General features: G+C 68.2%; 14 protein-coding genes. 13 read left to right on the forward strand and 1 reads right to left on the reverse strand.

What is annotated here, in order from left to right; genetic code table 11:
* Positions 1 to 74: 74 nt before the first annotated feature.
* The 11 genes from nuoE to AB0I59_RS25645 are packed head-to-tail and all read left to right on the forward strand — an operon-like array spanning position 75 to position 13,507.
* Positions 75 to 746, forward strand: a complete 672-nt coding sequence (gene nuoE / locus AB0I59_RS25595; RefSeq protein WP_061253849.1) for an NADH-quinone oxidoreductase subunit NuoE — start codon at positions 75 to 77, stop codon at positions 744 to 746.
* Positions 743 to 2,029 carry an NADH-quinone oxidoreductase subunit NuoF gene (gene nuoF, locus AB0I59_RS25600; protein WP_061253848.1) on the forward strand — a complete coding sequence of 429 codons (1,287 nt, stop codon included), beginning with the start codon at positions 743 to 745 and terminating at the stop codon, positions 2,027 to 2,029. Before nuoE ends, nuoF begins: the two co-directional genes overlap by 4 nt.
* Positions 2,026 to 4,470 (forward strand): NADH-quinone oxidoreductase subunit G, encoded by a 2,445-nt coding sequence (locus AB0I59_RS25605; protein WP_082776638.1) that lies wholly within the window; start codon positions 2,026 to 2,028, stop codon positions 4,468 to 4,470. Before nuoF ends, AB0I59_RS25605 begins: the two co-directional genes overlap by 4 nt.
* A complete protein-coding gene (nuoH, locus tag AB0I59_RS25610; RefSeq protein WP_061253847.1) occupies positions 4,467 to 5,828 on the forward strand; it encodes an NADH-quinone oxidoreductase subunit NuoH in 1,362 nt (453 codons plus the stop codon). Before AB0I59_RS25605 ends, nuoH begins: the two co-directional genes overlap by 4 nt.
* Entirely contained in the window at positions 5,815 to 6,330 is a 516-nt protein-coding gene (gene nuoI / locus AB0I59_RS25615; RefSeq protein ID WP_082776637.1) for an NADH-quinone oxidoreductase subunit NuoI, read from the forward strand. The genes nuoH and nuoI overlap by 14 nt, the downstream gene beginning before the upstream one ends.
* The gene (locus AB0I59_RS25620) at positions 6,323 to 7,252 is read left to right on the forward strand and encodes an NADH-quinone oxidoreductase subunit J (RefSeq protein WP_358136688.1); all 930 of its coding nucleotides are present in this window, start codon (positions 6,323 to 6,325) and stop codon (positions 7,250 to 7,252) included. The genes nuoI and AB0I59_RS25620 overlap by 8 nt, the downstream gene beginning before the upstream one ends.
* Positions 7,249 to 7,545 carry an NADH-quinone oxidoreductase subunit NuoK gene (gene nuoK / locus AB0I59_RS25625; RefSeq protein ID WP_061253845.1) on the forward strand — a complete coding sequence of 99 codons (297 nt, stop codon included), beginning with the start codon at positions 7,249 to 7,251 and terminating at the stop codon, positions 7,543 to 7,545. The genes AB0I59_RS25620 and nuoK overlap by 4 nt, the downstream gene beginning before the upstream one ends.
* A gap of 9 nt (positions 7,546 to 7,554) precedes the next feature.
* Entirely contained in the window at positions 7,555 to 9,456 is a 1,902-nt protein-coding gene (gene nuoL, locus AB0I59_RS25630; RefSeq protein ID WP_435831067.1) for an NADH-quinone oxidoreductase subunit L, read from the forward strand.
* Complete coding sequence (locus AB0I59_RS25635) at positions 9,456 to 10,955, forward strand: NADH-quinone oxidoreductase subunit M (RefSeq protein ID WP_061253844.1); 1,500 nt, start codon at positions 9,456 to 9,458, stop codon at positions 10,953 to 10,955. Before nuoL ends, AB0I59_RS25635 begins: the two co-directional genes overlap by 1 nt.
* A gap of 47 nt (positions 10,956 to 11,002) precedes the next feature.
* Entirely contained in the window at positions 11,003 to 12,499 is a 1,497-nt protein-coding gene (gene nuoN, locus AB0I59_RS25640) for an NADH-quinone oxidoreductase subunit NuoN (protein WP_435831069.1), read from the forward strand.
* 12 nt (positions 12,500 to 12,511) lie between these two features.
* Complete coding sequence (locus AB0I59_RS25645) at positions 12,512 to 13,507, forward strand: polyprenyl synthetase family protein (protein WP_061253842.1); 996 nt, start codon at positions 12,512 to 12,514, stop codon at positions 13,505 to 13,507.
* A gap of 58 nt (positions 13,508 to 13,565) precedes the next feature.
* On the opposite strand, the gene rarD is transcribed toward AB0I59_RS25645, so the two are convergent.
* Entirely contained in the window at positions 13,566 to 14,477 is a 912-nt protein-coding gene (rarD, locus tag AB0I59_RS25650; protein ID WP_358136695.1) for an EamA family transporter RarD, read from the reverse strand.
* Between the two features lie 124 nt (positions 14,478 to 14,601).
* Between rarD and msrA the strand changes: the two genes are divergently transcribed.
* On the forward strand, positions 14,602 to 15,264 hold the full coding sequence (gene msrA, locus AB0I59_RS25655; RefSeq protein ID WP_358136698.1) for a peptide-methionine (S)-S-oxide reductase MsrA: 663 nt from the start codon (positions 14,602 to 14,604) through the stop codon (positions 15,262 to 15,264).
* Positions 15,265 to 15,493: 229 nt separating this feature from the next.
* The gene (locus AB0I59_RS25660; protein ID WP_358136701.1) at positions 15,494 to 16,099 is read left to right on the forward strand and encodes a MarR family transcriptional regulator; all 606 of its coding nucleotides are present in this window, start codon (positions 15,494 to 15,496) and stop codon (positions 16,097 to 16,099) included.
* The last annotated feature ends 373 nt before the right edge of the window (positions 16,100 to 16,472 follow it).

Below are 16,472 nucleotides of genomic sequence, written 5' to 3' on the forward strand. Positions count from 1 at the left end.
GAGCGAAGCGAGCGAACCAGTAGACACTGCGCCTATAGCGAGCGAGCCGACGAGCCGCAGGCGAGGAGCGCTAAGTGAGTTATTCACCTGAGGTCCGCGAGCGTCTGGAGACGGACGCCAAGGAGATCATCGGCCGCTACCCCAAGGCGCGGTCGGCCCTGCTGCCGCTGCTGCACCTGGTGCAGTCGGAGGACGGCTACGTCTCCGACGACGGGCACGAGTTCTGCGCCGAGATGCTCGGCCTGAGCAAGGCCGAGGTGGTCGCGGTCGCGACCTTCTACACCATGTACAAGCGCAGGCCGGCGGGCGACTACAACGTCGGCGTCTGCATCAACACCCTGTGCGCGGTCATGGGCGGCGACCAGATCTGGGACGAGCTCTCCGAGCACGTCGGGGTCGGCCACGACGAGACCACGTCCGACGGCAAGATCACGCTGGAGCGGCTCGAATGCAACGCCGCCTGCGACTTCGCCCCGGTCATGATGGTCAACTGGGAGTTCTTCGACAACCAGACGCCGGAGTCGGCCAAGCAGCTCGTGGACGACCTGCGTGACGGCAAGGACATCTCGCCGACCCGCGGCCCCAAGAAGCTGTGCTCGTTCAAGGATGCCTCGAGGGTCCTCGCGGGTCTTCCCGACGGGCTGGCCGGTGACGGCCCCTCGGCCGCAGGTCCGTCCCTCGAAGGTTTGAAGGTCGCCAAGGCCAACGGCTGGGAGGCGCCAGGAGGATCGGTGAGCGACCGATGACGACCCTTACCCCGGTCCTCACCCGGAACTGGGACCAGCCCAACTCGTTCACCCTCGACGGGTACGGCGAGTACGCCGCGGCGAAGAAGGCGCTGAGCCTCGACCCGGACGCCATCATCCAGACGGTGAAGGACTCCGGTCTGCGCGGTCGCGGTGGCGCGGGCTTCCCGACCGGCATGAAGTGGGGATTCATCCCGCAGAACGACGGCAAGGCGCACTACCTCGTGGTGAACGCCGACGAGTCGGAGCCGGGAACCTGCAAGGACATCCCGCTGATGATGGCCAACCCCCACGCGCTGGTCGAGGGCGTCATCATCACCGCGTACGCCATCCGGGCCAACCACGCCTTCATCTACGTCCGCGGCGAGGTACTCCACGTCATCCGCCGGGTGCAGGCGGCGGTTCGCGAGGCGTACGAGAAGGGCTACCTCGGCACGAACATCTTCGGCTCCGGGTACGACCTCGAACTGGTCGTGCACAGCGGCGCCGGGGCGTACATCTGCGGCGAGGAGACGGCACTGCTCGACTCGCTGGAGGGCTTCCGCGGCCAGCCGCGGCTCAAGCCGCCGTTCCCCGCGGTCGCCGGCCTGTACGCCTGCCCGACGGTCATCAACAACGTCGAGTCGGTGGCCAGCGTGCCGAGCATCGTGGCCAACGGCGCCGACTGGTTCGCCGGGATGGGCACCGAGAAGTCCAAGGGCTTCGGCATCTTCTCGCTGAGCGGGCACGTCACCAGGCCCGGCCAGTACGAGGCCCCGCTGGGGATCACGCTGCGCGAGCTGCTCGACATGGCGGGCGGGATCCGTGAGGGCCACGAGCTGAAGTTCTGGACCCCGGGCGGCTCCTCGACGCCGATCTTCACGGCCGAGCACCTGGACGTGCCGCTCGACTTCGAGTCGGTCGGCGCCAAGGGCTCGATGCTCGGCACCCGGGCGCTGCAGATCTTCGACGAGACGACCTGCGTGGTGCGTGCCGTACTCCGGTGGACGGAGTTCTACGCGCACGAGTCCTGCGGCAAGTGCACCCCCTGCCGGGAGGGCACCTACTGGCTCAAGCAGGTGCTCAAGCGGCTGGAGAAGGGCCAGGGGTCCGAGGAGGACCTGGCCACGATCACCGACATCGCCGACAACATCCTGGGCCGCTCGTTCTGCGCCCTCGGAGACGGCGCGACCAGCTGCATCCACTCGTCGGTGAAGCTCTTCCGCGACGAATATCTCAAGCACTTCGAGATCGGCGGCTGCCCGTTCGATCCCGCTGCTTCCACTGTGTGGGGGTCCAAGTGACGGTTCAGACAACGCAGCCGGAACAGCCCGTCGTGACCATGGTGACCCTGACCATCGACGGCTTCCAGATCAGCGTGCCGAAGGGCACGCTGATCATCCGGGCCGCCGAACTGCTCGGGATCCAGATCCCCCGGTTCTGCGACCACCCGCTGCTCGACCCGGCGGCGAACTGCCGCCAGTGCCTGGTGGACATCACGGACGCGGGCAACGGCCGCGGCTTCCCCAAGCCGCAGCCGTCCTGCGCCATCGAGGTGGCCGAGGGCATGGTGGTGCAGAGCCAGCTCACCTCGCCGGTGGCCGAGAAGGCCCAGCGCGGTGTGATGGAGATGCTCCTCCTGAACCACCCGCTCGACTGCCCGGTCTGCGACAAGGGCGGCGAGTGCCCCCTGCAGAACCAGGCGATGTCGAACGGCCAGGGCGAGAGCCGGTTCGTCGAGCACAAGCGGACCTTCGAGAAGCCGATCCCGCTGTCCACCGAGGTGCTGCTCGACCGCGAGCGCTGCATCCAGTGCGCGCGGTGCATCCGCTTCTCCGACCAGATCGCCGGTGACCCGCTCATCGACTTCTTCGAGCGCGGGGCCAAGGAGCAGGTGGGCGTCGCCGACGGCGAGCCGTTCGAGTCCTACTTCTCGGGCAACACCGTCCAGATCTGCCCGGTGGGCGCGCTGACCGGCGCCGCCTACCGCTTCCGCTCCCGCCCGTTCGACCTGGTGTCCACGCCGAGCGCCTGCGAGCACTGCGCCTCCGGATGCTCCCTGCGTACGGACCACCGCCGCGGCCGGGTCACCCGCCGCCTGGCCGGGGACGACCCCCAGGTCAACGAGGAGTGGAACTGCGACAAGGGCCGCTGGGCCTTCCAGTACGCGACCCAGCCCGACCGGCTCAGGTCGCCGCTGATCCGCGACGAGGACGGCAGGCTCGTGCCGGCCTCGTGGCCGGAGGCCCTCGACGTCGCGGCCAAGGGGCTCGCGGCGGCACGCGGCAAGGCGGGCGTGCTGGTCGGCGGCCGGGTCACCGTCGAGGACGCCTACGCCTACGGCAAGTTCGCCCGTGTCGCGCTCGGCACCAACGACATCGACTTCCGCGCCCGGCCGCTGTCGGACGAGGAGGCGCGCTTCCTCGCCCACGCCGTCGCGGGCAAGGGCATCGAGGTCTCCTACAGCGACCTGGAGAACGCTCCGGCCGTGCTCCTCGCCGGGTTCGAGCCCGAGGAGGAGTCGCCGATCGTCTTCCTGCGGCTTCGCAAGGCCGCGCGGAAGAAGGGCCTCAAGGTCTACTCCCTGGCGCCGTTCGCCACCCCGGGCCTGACGAAGATGCGCGGCACGCTCATCAGGACGGTCCCCGGCGGCGAGGCCGAGGCCATCGGCGACCTGATCAACTCCGGCACCGACCTGCTGCCCGCAGGCGCGATCATCCTCGCCGGCGAGCGGCTCGCCACCGCGCACGGCGCGCTGTCCGCCCTCCTGCGGCTCGCGCAGACCACCGGCGCCAGGCTCGCCTGGGTGCCGCGGCGGGCCGGTGAGCGCGGGGCGATCGAGGCCGGGGCACTGCCCAACCTGCTGCCGATCGGCCGCCCGGTGGCGGACGAGGCGGCTCGCGCCGAGGTCGCCAGGGCCTGGAACGTCTCGGGCCTGCCCGAGGCCGAGGGCCGCGACACCGAGGGCATCCTCGGGGCCGCGCTGAACGAGGAGCTCGACGCACTGGTCATCGCCGGTGTCGACCCGTACGACCTGGCCGACCCGGGCAGGGCGCTGGCCGCCCTGGAGAACACGCCCTTCATCGTCAGCCTGGAGATCCGCGCCAGCGCGGTGACCGACCGGGCCGACGTGGTCCTCCCGGTCGCCGCGGTGGCCGAGAAGGCCGGCACGTTCGTCGACTGGGAGGGCCGCGGCCGCTCGTTCGATGTCGCGACGGCCGTCCCCGGCGTGATGAGCGACCTCGCGGTCGTCTCCGCCATCGCCGACCACATGGACGTCCACCTGGCGCTGCCCGACGCCGCCGCCGCGCGGCGCGAACTCGGGGCCCTGGGATCGTGGCGCGGCCCTCGTACGGCGGCGCCGAGTGTGACCGGCGGTCGGCAGGCCCGGGAGCCGCAGGCCGGGGAGGCCGTGCTGGCCACCTGGCACCTGCTGCTCGACGACGGCCGGCTCCAGGACGGCGAGCCGTACCTCGCCGGGACCGCGAGGACCGCGGCGGCGCTGCTCTCCGAGGCCACGGCCGCGGAGATCGGCGTGGCCGACGGCGACAAGGTCACCATCGGCGGCTCGGTGATCCTGCCCGTGCGGATCGCCGACCTCCCCGACCGGGTGGTCTGGGTGCCGTCCAACTCCGCAGGTGTGTCGGTCACCCGTGACCTGCGCGCCGTCGCCGGTGACGTGGTCACGATCACCGGCCAGGACGTCCTCGAGACCGTGAACGAGGAAGTGGAGACCGACCGATGAACCCGAACACTGGTCCCACGCTGCAGGACTTCGGCCACGACCCGCTGTGGCTCTCCATCATCAAGGCCGTCTTCATCTTCGTGCTCCTGATGCTGGGCGTGCTGTTCGGCGTGTGGACCGAGCGCAAGCTCATCTCCCGCATGCAGCACCGGTACGGCCCCAACCGGGCGGGCAAGTTCGGCCTGCTCCAGTCGGTGGCCGACGGCCTGAAGATGGGGCTCAAGGAAGACATCACGCCACGCACGGTGGACAAGATCGTCTACTTGCTCGCCCCCGTCATCATCGCGGTGCCGGCGTTCCTGTCCTTCTCGGTCATGCCGTTCGGCCCGATGGTGTCGATCTTCGGGGTGAAGACGCCGCTGCAGCTCACCGACCTGCCGGTCGCGGTGCTGCTGGTGCTCGCCATGGCGTCGATCGGCGTCTACGGCATCGTGCTCGCCGGCTGGGGATCGCGCTCGCCGTACGCCATCCTGGGCGGTCTGCGCTCCAGCGCCCAGGTGGTCTCGTACGAGATCGCGATGGGCCTGTCGTTCGTTGCAGTCTTCCTGGCGGCGGGCACGCTGTCCACCTCGGAGATCGTGGCCAAGCAGGCGGGTGGCGGCACCTGGGACGTCTTCGGGTTGTCGATCCCGCAGCCGTCCTGGTACGCGATCTCGCTGCTGCCGTCGTTCCTGATCTACGCGATCACGATGCTGGGCGAGACCAACCGTGTTCCGTTCGACCTCCCCGAGGGTGAGGGCGAATTGGTCGGCGGTTTCCACACCGAGTACTCCTCGTCGCTGAAGTTCGCGATGTTCATGCTGGGCGAGTACATCAACGTGTTCACGGTCTCGGGTATCGCGATCACGCTGTTCCTCGGCGGGTGGCGAGCGCCCTGGCCCATCTCGATCTGGGAGGGGGCCAACACCGGCTGGTGGCCGATGCTCTGGTTCCTGATCAAGCTCGTGGTGGTGTTCGGGTTCTTCGTCTGGGTTCGCGCCTCGCTGCCCCGCGTACGGTACGACCAGCTCATGGCCTTCGGATGGAAGGTCCTAATCCCGCTCAACCTGGCCTGGATCCTGCTGTACGCGACCCTCAAGGCGCTGCGCATGCCCGAGGCCAACAGGGCGTTCATCCTCACGCTCGGGGCGATCATCGTCGTGGGCGGGCTCGCGATCTGGCTGCGCTTCGACACGCTGCTCCAGCGTCGCAGGGAGGCCAAGGCCGCCCAGATCGAGGAGGAGTTCGAGCAGCTCCGCGAAGAGCCGGAGGCGGGTGGGTTCCCGGTGCCGCCGTTGGACCTCCCGCACTACCACGGCGTTGTGCCGGCGCGCCAAGCAAGCACCGCGGTCAAGGAGGTGACCAGTGGGAGCAACTGATTGGCTGAATCCGATCAAGGGATTCGGCGTCACCTTCCACCACATGTTCAAGAAGCCGGTGACGGTCAACTACCCGGAGGAGAAGCGGCCGACTGCGCCGCGCTTCCACGGGCGGCACCAGCTGAACCGGTGGCCCGACGGTCTGGAGAAGTGCGTCGGCTGTGAGCTGTGCGCGTGGGCCTGCCCCGCGGACGCGATCTTCGTCGAGGGCGCGGACAACACCGAGACCGAGCGCTTCTCCCCGGGAGAACGGTACGGACGCACCTACCAGATCAACTATCTGCGGTGCATCCTGTGCGGCCTGTGCATCGAGGCGTGCCCGACCCGGGCGCTCACGATGACCAACGAGTACGAGCTCGCCGACTCCAGCCGCGAATCCTTGATCTACACCAAGGAGATGCTCCTCGCGCCGCTGGCTCCGGGAATGGAGCAGCCGCCCCACCCGATGCGGCTCGGCGAGACCGAAGAGGACTACTACCGGTTGGGTCGTAGCAATGGGTGAGACCATCACGTTCTGGGTGCTGGCGGTCGTGTCCGTGACCGCCGCGCTCGGGCTCGTCTTCAGCCGCAGGGCGGTCTACTCGGCCCTGATGCTGGGCACCGTCATGCTGTCGCTGGCGGTGCTCTACGCCGTCCAGGACGCTCCGTTCCTGGCCGCCGTGCAGATCATCGTCTACACGGGCGCGGTCATGATGCTGTTCCTGTTCGTGCTCATGCTCGTGGGCGTGGACTCCTCGGACTCTCTCGTGGAGACGATCAGGGGACAGCGTTTCTGGGCGATCGTGGCTGGGCTCGCGTTCGCCGCGCTGCTCGGGCTCGGCGTCGGCAACGCCGTACTGGCGGCCCCGAAGGGGCTGGAGGCGGTGACGGCGGCGGGCAACGTGCCCTCGCTGGCCGAGCTGATCTTCACGCGGTACGTGTTCGCCTTCGAGGTCACGTCGGCGCTGCTGATCACCGCCGCGCTCGGCGCGATGGTGCTGGCGCACCGGGAGCGTGCCGAGCCGAAGCCGACCCAGAAGGACCTGTCCCGGGCGCGCTTCGTCGAGTTCGGGGAGCACGGGCGCAACCCCGCGCCGCTGCCCGGCCCCGGCACCTACGCTCGGCACAACGCCATCGACATGCCGGCGCTCCTGCCGGACGGCACGGTGGCGCCGCTGTCGGTCAACCGGGTCCTCGCCCGGCGCGAGGCCGCCGAGGGCACCCTGGCGCCCGAGATCGTCAAGGCCCTCGAAGCCGAGGCCCTCGAAGCCGAGGAGCGGGTGTCCGAGGAGCCCGTAAGGCACGCCAACGGCGCCGGCGGGGTCAACGGGGCGAACGGCACCAGCAGCGCTAACGGCGCAAACGGTGCCAATGGAGCCAGTGAAGCCGGTTCGGCCGAAGAGTCGCCCGCGACGGGCCCGGAGACGGGCAAGGAGGCGAAATGACAACGCACTACCTGGTGCTCTCCGCGCTGCTGTTCGTGATCGGCGGCGTCGGGGTGCTGGTACGGCGCAACGCCATCGTGGTCTTCATGTGCGTCGAGCTCATGCTCAACGCCTGCAACCTGGCGTTCGTCACCTTCGCCCGGCAGAACGGCAACCTCGACGGCCAGATCATCGCCTTCTTCGTGATGATCGTGGCCGCCGCCGAGGTGGTCATCGGCCTGGCCATCATCGTGACGATCTTCCGAACCCGCAGGTCCGCGTCCGTCGACGACGTGAACCTGCTGAAGTACTAAGAGGTGGCCGTGGAACCCGCAAAGATCATCGAGCACTCCGGGGGAGTGATCGGCGTCTCGTGGCTGCTGATCGCTCTACCGCTGCTCGGCGCCGCCGTCCTCCTGTTGGGCGGGCGCAGGACCGACAGGTTCGGTCACCTGCTGGGCGTCGCCACCGCCGTCGCCTCCTTCGTGGTGGGCGTGCTGGTCTTCGTCCAGCTGCTGGGGTTCGATCCGGCCGAGCGCCGCCTGGCGGTCCCGCTGTACGACTTCATTCCCGGCCTCACGAAGATGGGCCTCCTGATCGACCCGCTGTCGATCTCGTTCGTCCTGCTGATCACCGGTGTGGGCTCACTGATCCACATCTACTCGATCGGCTACATGGCGCACGACCCCAACCGGCGGCGCTTCTTCGCCTACCTGAACCTGTTCGTCGCGGCGATGCTGCTCCTCGTGCTTGCCGACAACTACGTCGGTCTGTACGTCGGCTGGGAGGGCGTGGGTCTCGCGTCGTACCTGCTGATCGGGTTCTGGCAGCACAAGCCCGCGGCGGCGACCGCGGCGAAGAAGGCGTTCATCGTCAACCGGGTCGGTGACTTCGGCCTGGCGATCGGCATCTTCACCATCTTCACGGCGTTCAACTCGGTCTCGTTCGCGGGGGTCATGGCCTCCGAGGCGCACCCCAGCCAGGGGACGCTCACCGCGATCGGCCTGCTGCTCCTGCTCGGCGCCTGTGGAAAGTCGGCCCAGCTGCCGCTGCAGTCCTGGCTCCTGGACGCGATGGAGGGCCCGACCCCGGTGTCGGCCCTCATCCACGCCGCGACCATGGTCACCGCCGGCGTCTACCTCGTGACCCGGTCGGGCGCGATGTTCTTCCCGGAGGGCTCGACCGCGGCGATCGCGGTCACGATCGTCGGTGTCGCCACGCTGCTCGCCGGTGCGATCATCGGTACCGCCAAGGACGACATCAAGAAGGCGCTCGCCGGTTCGACGATGTCGCAGATCGGCTACATGATGCTGGCCGCGGGCATCGGCCCGGCCGGATACGCCTTCGCGATCGCGCACTTGATCACGCACGGCTTCTTCAAGGCCGACATGTTCCTCGGCGCCGGATCGGTCATGCACGCCATGAACGACGAGGTCAACATGCGCAAGTACGGCGGCCTGCGCAAGGTCATGCCGATCACTTTCGCGACGTTCCTCGTCGGCTACCTGGCGATCATCGGGTTCCCGCTGCTGTCCGGTTACTTCACCAAGGACGGCATCATCGAGAGCGTGATGGAGCACAGCGCGACCCTCGGCTGGCTCGCGGTGCTCGGCGCCGGCATCACCGGCTTCTACATGTCGCGTCTGGTGTTCATGACGTTCTTCGGCCAGAAGCGCTGGGAGGCGGACGCGCATCCGCACGAGTCGCCCGCCGTCATGACGTGGCCGCTGATCATCCTGTCGGTCGGCTCGATCTTCCTCGGCGCCTTCCTGATCCTGGGCAACCGGTTCATGACGTTCCTGGCCCCGGCCGTCGGCCGGCCGGAGGAGCTGCCCTCGTTCCACCCGTTCAGCGTGGCCGGCCTGGCCACCCTGGCGCTCGTGGCGGCCGGCGCGGCCTTCGCCTGGGTCAAGTACGGCAAGGCCGAGGTGCCGGTCGTCGCTCCGCGCGGCTCGTTCCTCACCACGTTCGCCCGGCGTGACCTGTACGGCGACGCGTTGAACGAGGCGCTGTTCATGCGGCCTGGCCAGTGGCTGACCCGGCTCGCGGTGTTCTTCGACAACCGCGGGATCGACGGCCTCGTCAACGGGCTCGCCGCGGGGATCGGCGGCACGTCGGGCCGGCTGCGGCGAGTCCAGACCGGCTTCGTCCGCTCGTACGCGCTGTCGATATTCGTCGGCGCCGCCATCCTGGTCGGTGCCTGGTTCGTCGTAGGGAACCTGTGATGCACTACTGGCTCTCAACCCTGATAGGTGTGCCCGTGTTGGGCGCGCTTGGCGTCGCGGCCGTGAAGAACGAGCTGCGCGCCAAGCAGGCGACCCTCGCGGTGTCCCTGCTGGTGCTGGTGCTGACCGTCGTCATGGCGGTCCAGTTCAGCCCGAACGGCGACAAGTTCCAGTTCACCGAGAAGTACAGCTGGGTGCCGTCCTTCGGGATCCACTTCGGTCTCGGTGTGGACGGCATCGCACTGGTTCTCATCCTGCTGTCGGCCGTGCTCGTGCCGATCGTGGTGCTCGCGTCCTGGCATGAGGCGGAGGCGGGCAAGCGCTCGGTACGCATGTACTTCGCGCTGCTCCTGGTGCTGGAAGCGATGATGATCGGCGTCTTCGCGGCGACCGACGTCTTCCTCTTCTACGTCTTCTTCGAAGCCATGCTGATCCCGATGTACTTCATGATCGGGTCGTACGGCGGGGCGCAGCGGTCCTACGCCGCGGTGAAGTTCCTGCTCTACTCGCTCTTCGGCGGGCTGCTGATGCTCGTCGCGGTGATCGCGCTCTACTCGATCGCCGACAAGGGCTCGTTCATGTTCACCGACCTCGTCGGCAGCGTGCAGGACGTCGGCACCCAGAAGTGGCTGTTCCTCGGCTTCTTCATCGCGTTCGCCATCAAGGCGCCGCTGTGGCCGTTCCACACCTGGCTGCCCGACGCGGCGGCCCAGGCTCCGGCCGGCGCCGCCGTGCTGCTCGTGGGTGTGCTCGACAAGGTCGGCACGTACGGCATGCTGCGCTTCTGCCTGGAGCTGTTCCCGGACGCGGCGCACTACTTCACCCCGCTGGTGCTGGTGCTCTCGGTGGTCGGCATCGTCTACGGCGCGATCGTCGCCATCGGGCAGACCGACATGAAGCGCCTCATCGCGTACACGTCGATCTCGCACTTCGGCTTCATCACCATGGGTGTCTTCGCGATCAGCGTGAACGCGGGGTCCGGGGCGACGCTGTACATGGTCAACCACGGTTTCTCGACCGGAGCGCTGTTCCTGATCGCGGGCTTCCTGATCCACCGCCGCGGCTCGCAGTACATCTCCGACTACGGAGGCGTGCAGAAGGTGGCCCCGATCCTGGCGGGCACGTTCCTGGTCGCCGGCCTGTCCGGGCTCGCGCTGCCGGGCCTCAGCTCCTTCGTGAGCGAGTTCATGGTGCTGATCGGCAGCTACGAGACGCACGCTGTCTACGCGATCATCGCCACCAGCGGTGTGGTGCTGGCCGCGATCTACATCCTGTGGATGTACCAGCGGACCATGAACGGTCCGACCGCGGAGTCCGTCCGCGACATCAAGGATCTGAACGGCCGTGAGAAGTGGGTCGTCGCCCCGCTGATCGCGGTGATCATCGCGCTCGGCTTCTTCCCGAAGCCGCTGCTCGACGTCATCAATCCCGCGGTGACGGACTCGATCTCCCAGGTCCAGCACGTCAAGCAGGAGTCCGTTGCACAGGAGGGCCAGTGAACGGCACCATCCAAGCGCCGACCATCGAATACGGCCTGCTGGCGCCGATGCTGGTCGTCTTCGGCGCGGCGATCATCGGAGTGCTTGTGGAGGCGTTCGCCCCCAGGTATCTCCGCTCGTCGATCCACAAGCCGCTGACGCTGCTGTCGCTGGCCGGCGCCTTCGTGCTGACGATCTGGCAGGCGCGTAGCGGCATCCCGACCAAGCCTGCGGCCATGGGCGCGGTGGCGGTCGACGGCCCGGCGTTGTTCATCTGGGGCACGATCCTCGTGCTCGCGTTCGTGAGCGTCCTGCTCATCAACGACGAGGGGCACTTCGTGGCCTCGGCCTCGGCCGTGCCCGGTTCGGCCGAGGAGGAGCGGGCGCTCAGCGAGGGCGCCACGCACACCGAGGTCTACCCGCTGGCCCTCTTCGCCGTCGGCGGCATGCTGCTGTTCCCGGCGGCCAACGACCTGCTGGCCATGTTCGTGGCCCTCGAGGTCATGTCGCTGCCGCTGTACCTGCTGTGCGGTCTCGCCCGCCGTCGCCGCCTGCTGTCGCAGGAGGCCGCGGTCAAGTACTTCCTGCTCGGCGCCTTCTCCTCCGCCTTCTTCCTGTACGGCACCGCCCTGCTGTACGGCTACGCGGGTTCGGTCGATCTGGCGAAGATCGGCGCCTCGCTCGGCGCGGTCGGCGGGCAGGACACGCTGCTCTACATCGGCGCGGCGATGCTCGGCGTCGGCCTGCTGTTCAAGATCGGTGCCGCGCCGTTCCAGGCGTGGAAGCCGGACGTCTACCAGGGCTCCCCGACGCCGATCACGGCGCTGATGGCCTCGGGTACCCTCGTCGCCGCGTTCGGCGCGCTCCTGCGGGTGTTCTGGGTGGCGCTGGGTGGTCTCGAGTGGAGCTGGACCCCCATCATGTGGGGTGTGGCGATTCTCACCATGGTGACCGGTGCGATCCTCGCCATCACGCAGACGGACATCAAGCGGATGCTGGCGTACTCCTCCATCGCGCACGGAGGTTTCCTGCTCATCGGTGTCGTCGCCATCGGCAACCAGCAGCAGAACGCCTCGGCGCTCTCGGCCTTGCTGTTCTACCTGGTGGCCTACGGCTTCACCACGGTGGGCGCGTTCGCGATCGTCACCACGGTCCGCGACGCCGGTGGCGAGGCGTGGCACCTGTCCCGCTGGGCCGGGCTCGGCAAGCGCAGGCCGCTGGTCGCGACCGTGTTCGCCTTCTTCCTGCTCGCCTTCGCCGGCATCCCGCTGACCAGCGGTTTCTTCGGGAAGTACGCGGTGTTCCAGGCGGCGGTGGACGCCGGCGCGACGCCCCTGGTCGTGGTCGGCGTGGTGTCCTCGGCGGTCGCCGCGTTCTTCTACGTCCGCGTGATCGTGCTGATGTTCTTCAGCGACCCGGCGGCCGACGGGCCGTCCGTGGTGATTCCCGGAGGCACCTGGGCGGTCGGAGCCCTGGCGACATTGGCTACCGTAGTCCTCGGGGTATTCCCGCAGCCCGTGCTCGACCTGGCGCACACGGCTGCTCAGTCGTTGTTCGTCCGATAGGAGCTTTCCTCTATGGCCGCGCCGCCCGTTGTTGACCTGCCTCTCGTCGACGAGCGGCTGGCCGCGGATCTGGCGAACGGGCTCGCGGCCGTGGAGAAGCTGCTCCGCTCGTCGGTTGAGAGCGAGGACGCCTTCGTCACGGAGGCGTCCCGCCATCTCATCGAAGCCGGCGGCAAGCGTTTCCGGGCGATGCTCGTCCTGCTCGCCGCGCAGTTCGGCAACCCCGACGCCCCGGGAGTCGTGCCCGGGGCCGTCGTCATCGAGCTGACCCATCTGGCGACGCTCTACCACGACGACGTGATGGACGAGGCCCCCGTCCGGCGTGGCTCGCCCTCGGCGAACGCCCGCTGGGACAACACGGTCGCCATCCTCACCGGCGACTACCTCTTCGCCCAGGCGTCCGAGATCCTGGCCGACCTCGGCGCCGACATCATCCGCATCCAGGCGCAGACGTTCTCCCGCCTGGTCCGCGGTCAGATCCGCGAGACGATCGGACCCTCCGAGGGCGTCGACGCGATCACGCACTACATCCAGGTGCTGGCGGACAAGACCGGCTCCCTCATCGCCACGTCGGGCCGTTTCGGCGCCATGCTGGCGGGCGCGCCGGCCGAGGTGACCACCCGGCTGACCGAGGCGTGCGAGGCGATCGGCGTCGCCTGGCAGCTCGGCGACGACCTGATCGACGTGGCCGCGCCGACGGCCGACTCGGGCAAGACCCCGGGCACCGATCTCCGTGAGGGTGTCCACACCCTGCCCGTGCTGTACGCGCTGGCGTCCGACCGGCCGGAGGACGCGCGGCTGCGCACCCTGCTCTCCGGGCCCGTGGCCGAGGAGAACGTGGACGAGGCGCTGGAGCTGCTGCGGGCCAACACGGCGATGGCCGAGGCCCGCGAGGAGCTGCTGCGGTGGGCGGGCAGGGCCAAGTCCGCGCTCGCCGGCCTCCCCGACATCCCGGCCCGTGAGGCCCTCGTCGGCCTCTGTGACTACGTGGTCGAGCGCTCCGGGTAAATCCGTGGCCCCGGCGATGGCCGGGGCTCACTGACCAGCTGAGGCCGTTCCGGGGGATTTAGACGGGTTCGAGCGAGGGTGTCGTACGGGCTTCACGGCGGGTCGCCCGAGCGGCGCGCAGGCTGTCCCAGGTGAAGACGCTGAGCGCCAGCCACACGATGGCGAACCCGGCCCACCTGCTGCCGGGCATGGTCTCGTGGGCGACCAGGACGCCGCACAGGAACTGCAGAACCGGGGCGATGTACTGCAGCAGCCCGACGACGGTCAGCGGCACCCGGATCGCGGCCGCGGAGAAGAAGAGCAGGGGAACGGCCGTGATCAGGCCGGCGCCGACGAGCAGCGCGACGTGAGCGGCTCCGTGGTTGCCGAAGGTTCCGGCGCCGTCCATCTGGAGGAATCCGAGATATCCGAGCGCGGGAACGAGGAGCACCAGGGTCTCGATGGTCAGGCTCTCCGCCGCGCCGACCTGGGCGGTCTTCTTGATCAGGCCGTACGTGCCGAAGGACGCGGCGAGGACGAGCGCGATCCAGGGAAGCCGGCCGTAGTCGAGGGTCAGGACGAGGACCGCGACCATGCCGAGACCGACGGCCGCCCACTGCCAGGGGCGCAGCCGCTCGCGGAAGATGAGGACACCGAAGAGGACGCTGACCAGCGGGTTGATGAAGTAGCCGAGCGCGCTCTCCACGACGTGGCCGGTGTTGACCGCGTAGATGTACATGCCCCAGTTGGTGGAGATGACGACCGCGCCGAGGGTGAGGAGAAGCACCTGGCGGCGGGTCATCGTGCGGATCCACGACCAGTGGCGGCGGACGCCCAGGATGGCGAGGACCGCGACGAGGGACCAGACCATGCGGTGCGCGAGGATCTCGATGGCTCCGGCGGGCTTCAGCAGGGGCCAGTACAGCGGGAACAGCCCCCACATGGCGTAGGCGGCTATGCCGTACAAGACTCCTCGGCGCGATTCAGGCATGACATCCAGTGTGACTCCTTACGGGATTTAACACAAATAAGCAATCGTTGTCGCGCGATTTAGTGATACTTATGGCAGGAACAACCGGGAGGGTGCTCTGGTTGGGGACGGGTGGAGGTGCGACATGGGCTGGCTGTTCGGACAGAACAAGACATCGATGGTGACTCCCTCGGAGGCGCTGCCCGGCCGATCCGAGGCGATGCCGGTGGCGTCCCGGCACCTGGTGCTCGACGCTCCATTGGCCCCGCCGTACGGGGAGAACACGGAGATCGCGGACTTCGGGCTGGGGTGTTTCTGGGGAGCCGAGCGCAAGTTCTGGCAGACGCCCGGCGTCGTGTCCACCGCGGTCGGCTATGCGGGCGGATTCACGCCGAACCCGACGTACGAGGAGGTGTGCTCCACGATGACCGGCCACGCGGAGGTCGTACGGGTGGTCTTCGATCCCAGCCGGGTGTCGTACGAGGAGCTGCTGAAGGTCTTCTGGGAGGCCCACGACCCGACCCAGGGCATGCGCCAGGGGAACGACATCGGTACCCAGTACCGCTCGGCCGTCTACACGCACGGAGCCGAGCAGGAGAAGGCCGCGCTCGCGTCTCGTGACGCGTACCAGCGGGTGCTCGACGAGGCCGGCTACGGCGAGATCACGACCGAGATCGCTCCCGCCGGCCCCTTCTACTTCGCCGAGGACTATCACCAGCAGTACCTTTACCGGAACCCGAACGGCTACTGCGGCATCGGCGGCACGGGGGTCGCATGCCCGATCGGCCTCACGTCCGGCGAGGCGTGACCCGTGCCAATGCCTGACGTGGCCCAGGATCGTCCTCGACGATCCTGGGCCATTCGTGTCTCGGCAGGCGCTTCGTGGCTGGGGTACGGGTGTCACGCATGCCGGGGGCTGCTCGTACGTGGCCGGTCTCTGCAGGAGGACCGCAGTGGTGTTGTGGCCAAGCTGGAGTGGTTGCTGTCTGTAGCGGAATCGGCCGCGAGAGTTATGGAACTTGTGTAAACTGCAAGCTATGTTTCAGTTCATGAAACAACCGCCTTCCGTCTTGCTTCCTCTGCTCCGTTCAGCCTTCCAGGGAGAGCTGCTGGCCTGGCTCTTTCTGCACCCGGAGCAGGAGTATCCGCAGGTGGAGCTGGCCAGGAGATTCGAGGTGACTCCCCCGACCGTGACCCGGGAGGTCGATCGGCTGGCTGCCGCCGGTCTTGTCAGGGAGCGGCGGGTGGGCAACCTGCGATTGGTCAGTGCTGACACCGACATGGTGATCGCCCGGCCATTGACGGAACTTCTCGCGCTCACATACGGCCCGGTGGCGGTTCTGCCTGGGCTGCTCGAGGGCGTGCCCGGGGTGGAAGGGGCGTACATCTATGGTTCATGGGCAGCGCGCTACACCGGAGAACCCGGCAGGGTCCCCAGAGACCTCGACATTCTCGTTGTGGGCGATGCGGATGATGACGATCTCTACGACGTCGCGCGGAAGGCGGAACGACAACTTGGCAGGGAAGTCAACATCCGTCGGTTGAGCTGTTCCTCTTGGGAGTCCCCAGGCGAAGATCCGTTCCTGGAATCCATACGGTCACGGCCGCTCGTGCGATTGAAGATCGGGAACGAAAGATCTTGATGAGGTGGGAGCAAGGGCGTCAGGCGGTCGATGGCATGCTCGGCCGTGGGGAGCTCGAGAAGGTGCCGGCGAGCCGTTCGCAGGCGGATGAGCTGCTCGATCAGGCGCGTAGGCATGTGGCGACGGCACGCCTGGCAATGGACTCCGATCCGGTCGGCTCTTACCAACTGCTCTATGACGCCGCTCGTAAGGCGCTGTGCGCGATCCTTGAGAATCAAGGGCTTCGGGCGAGCAGCCGGGGTGGGCATATCGCCGTCTATGAGGTGGTGAGCGCTCAGCTAGTGCCGTGTCAGGCCACGTTTGCCCTCTTCACGATCCGGCGTAGGCGGGGGTTATCGACGTTGCGGTTACGCCAGGCGATGTAGCGGCGGAT

The organism is Microtetraspora glauca (assembly GCF_040656155.1).
GTDB classification, from domain to species: domain Bacteria; phylum Actinomycetota; class Actinomycetes; order Streptosporangiales; family Streptosporangiaceae; genus Microtetraspora; species Microtetraspora glauca.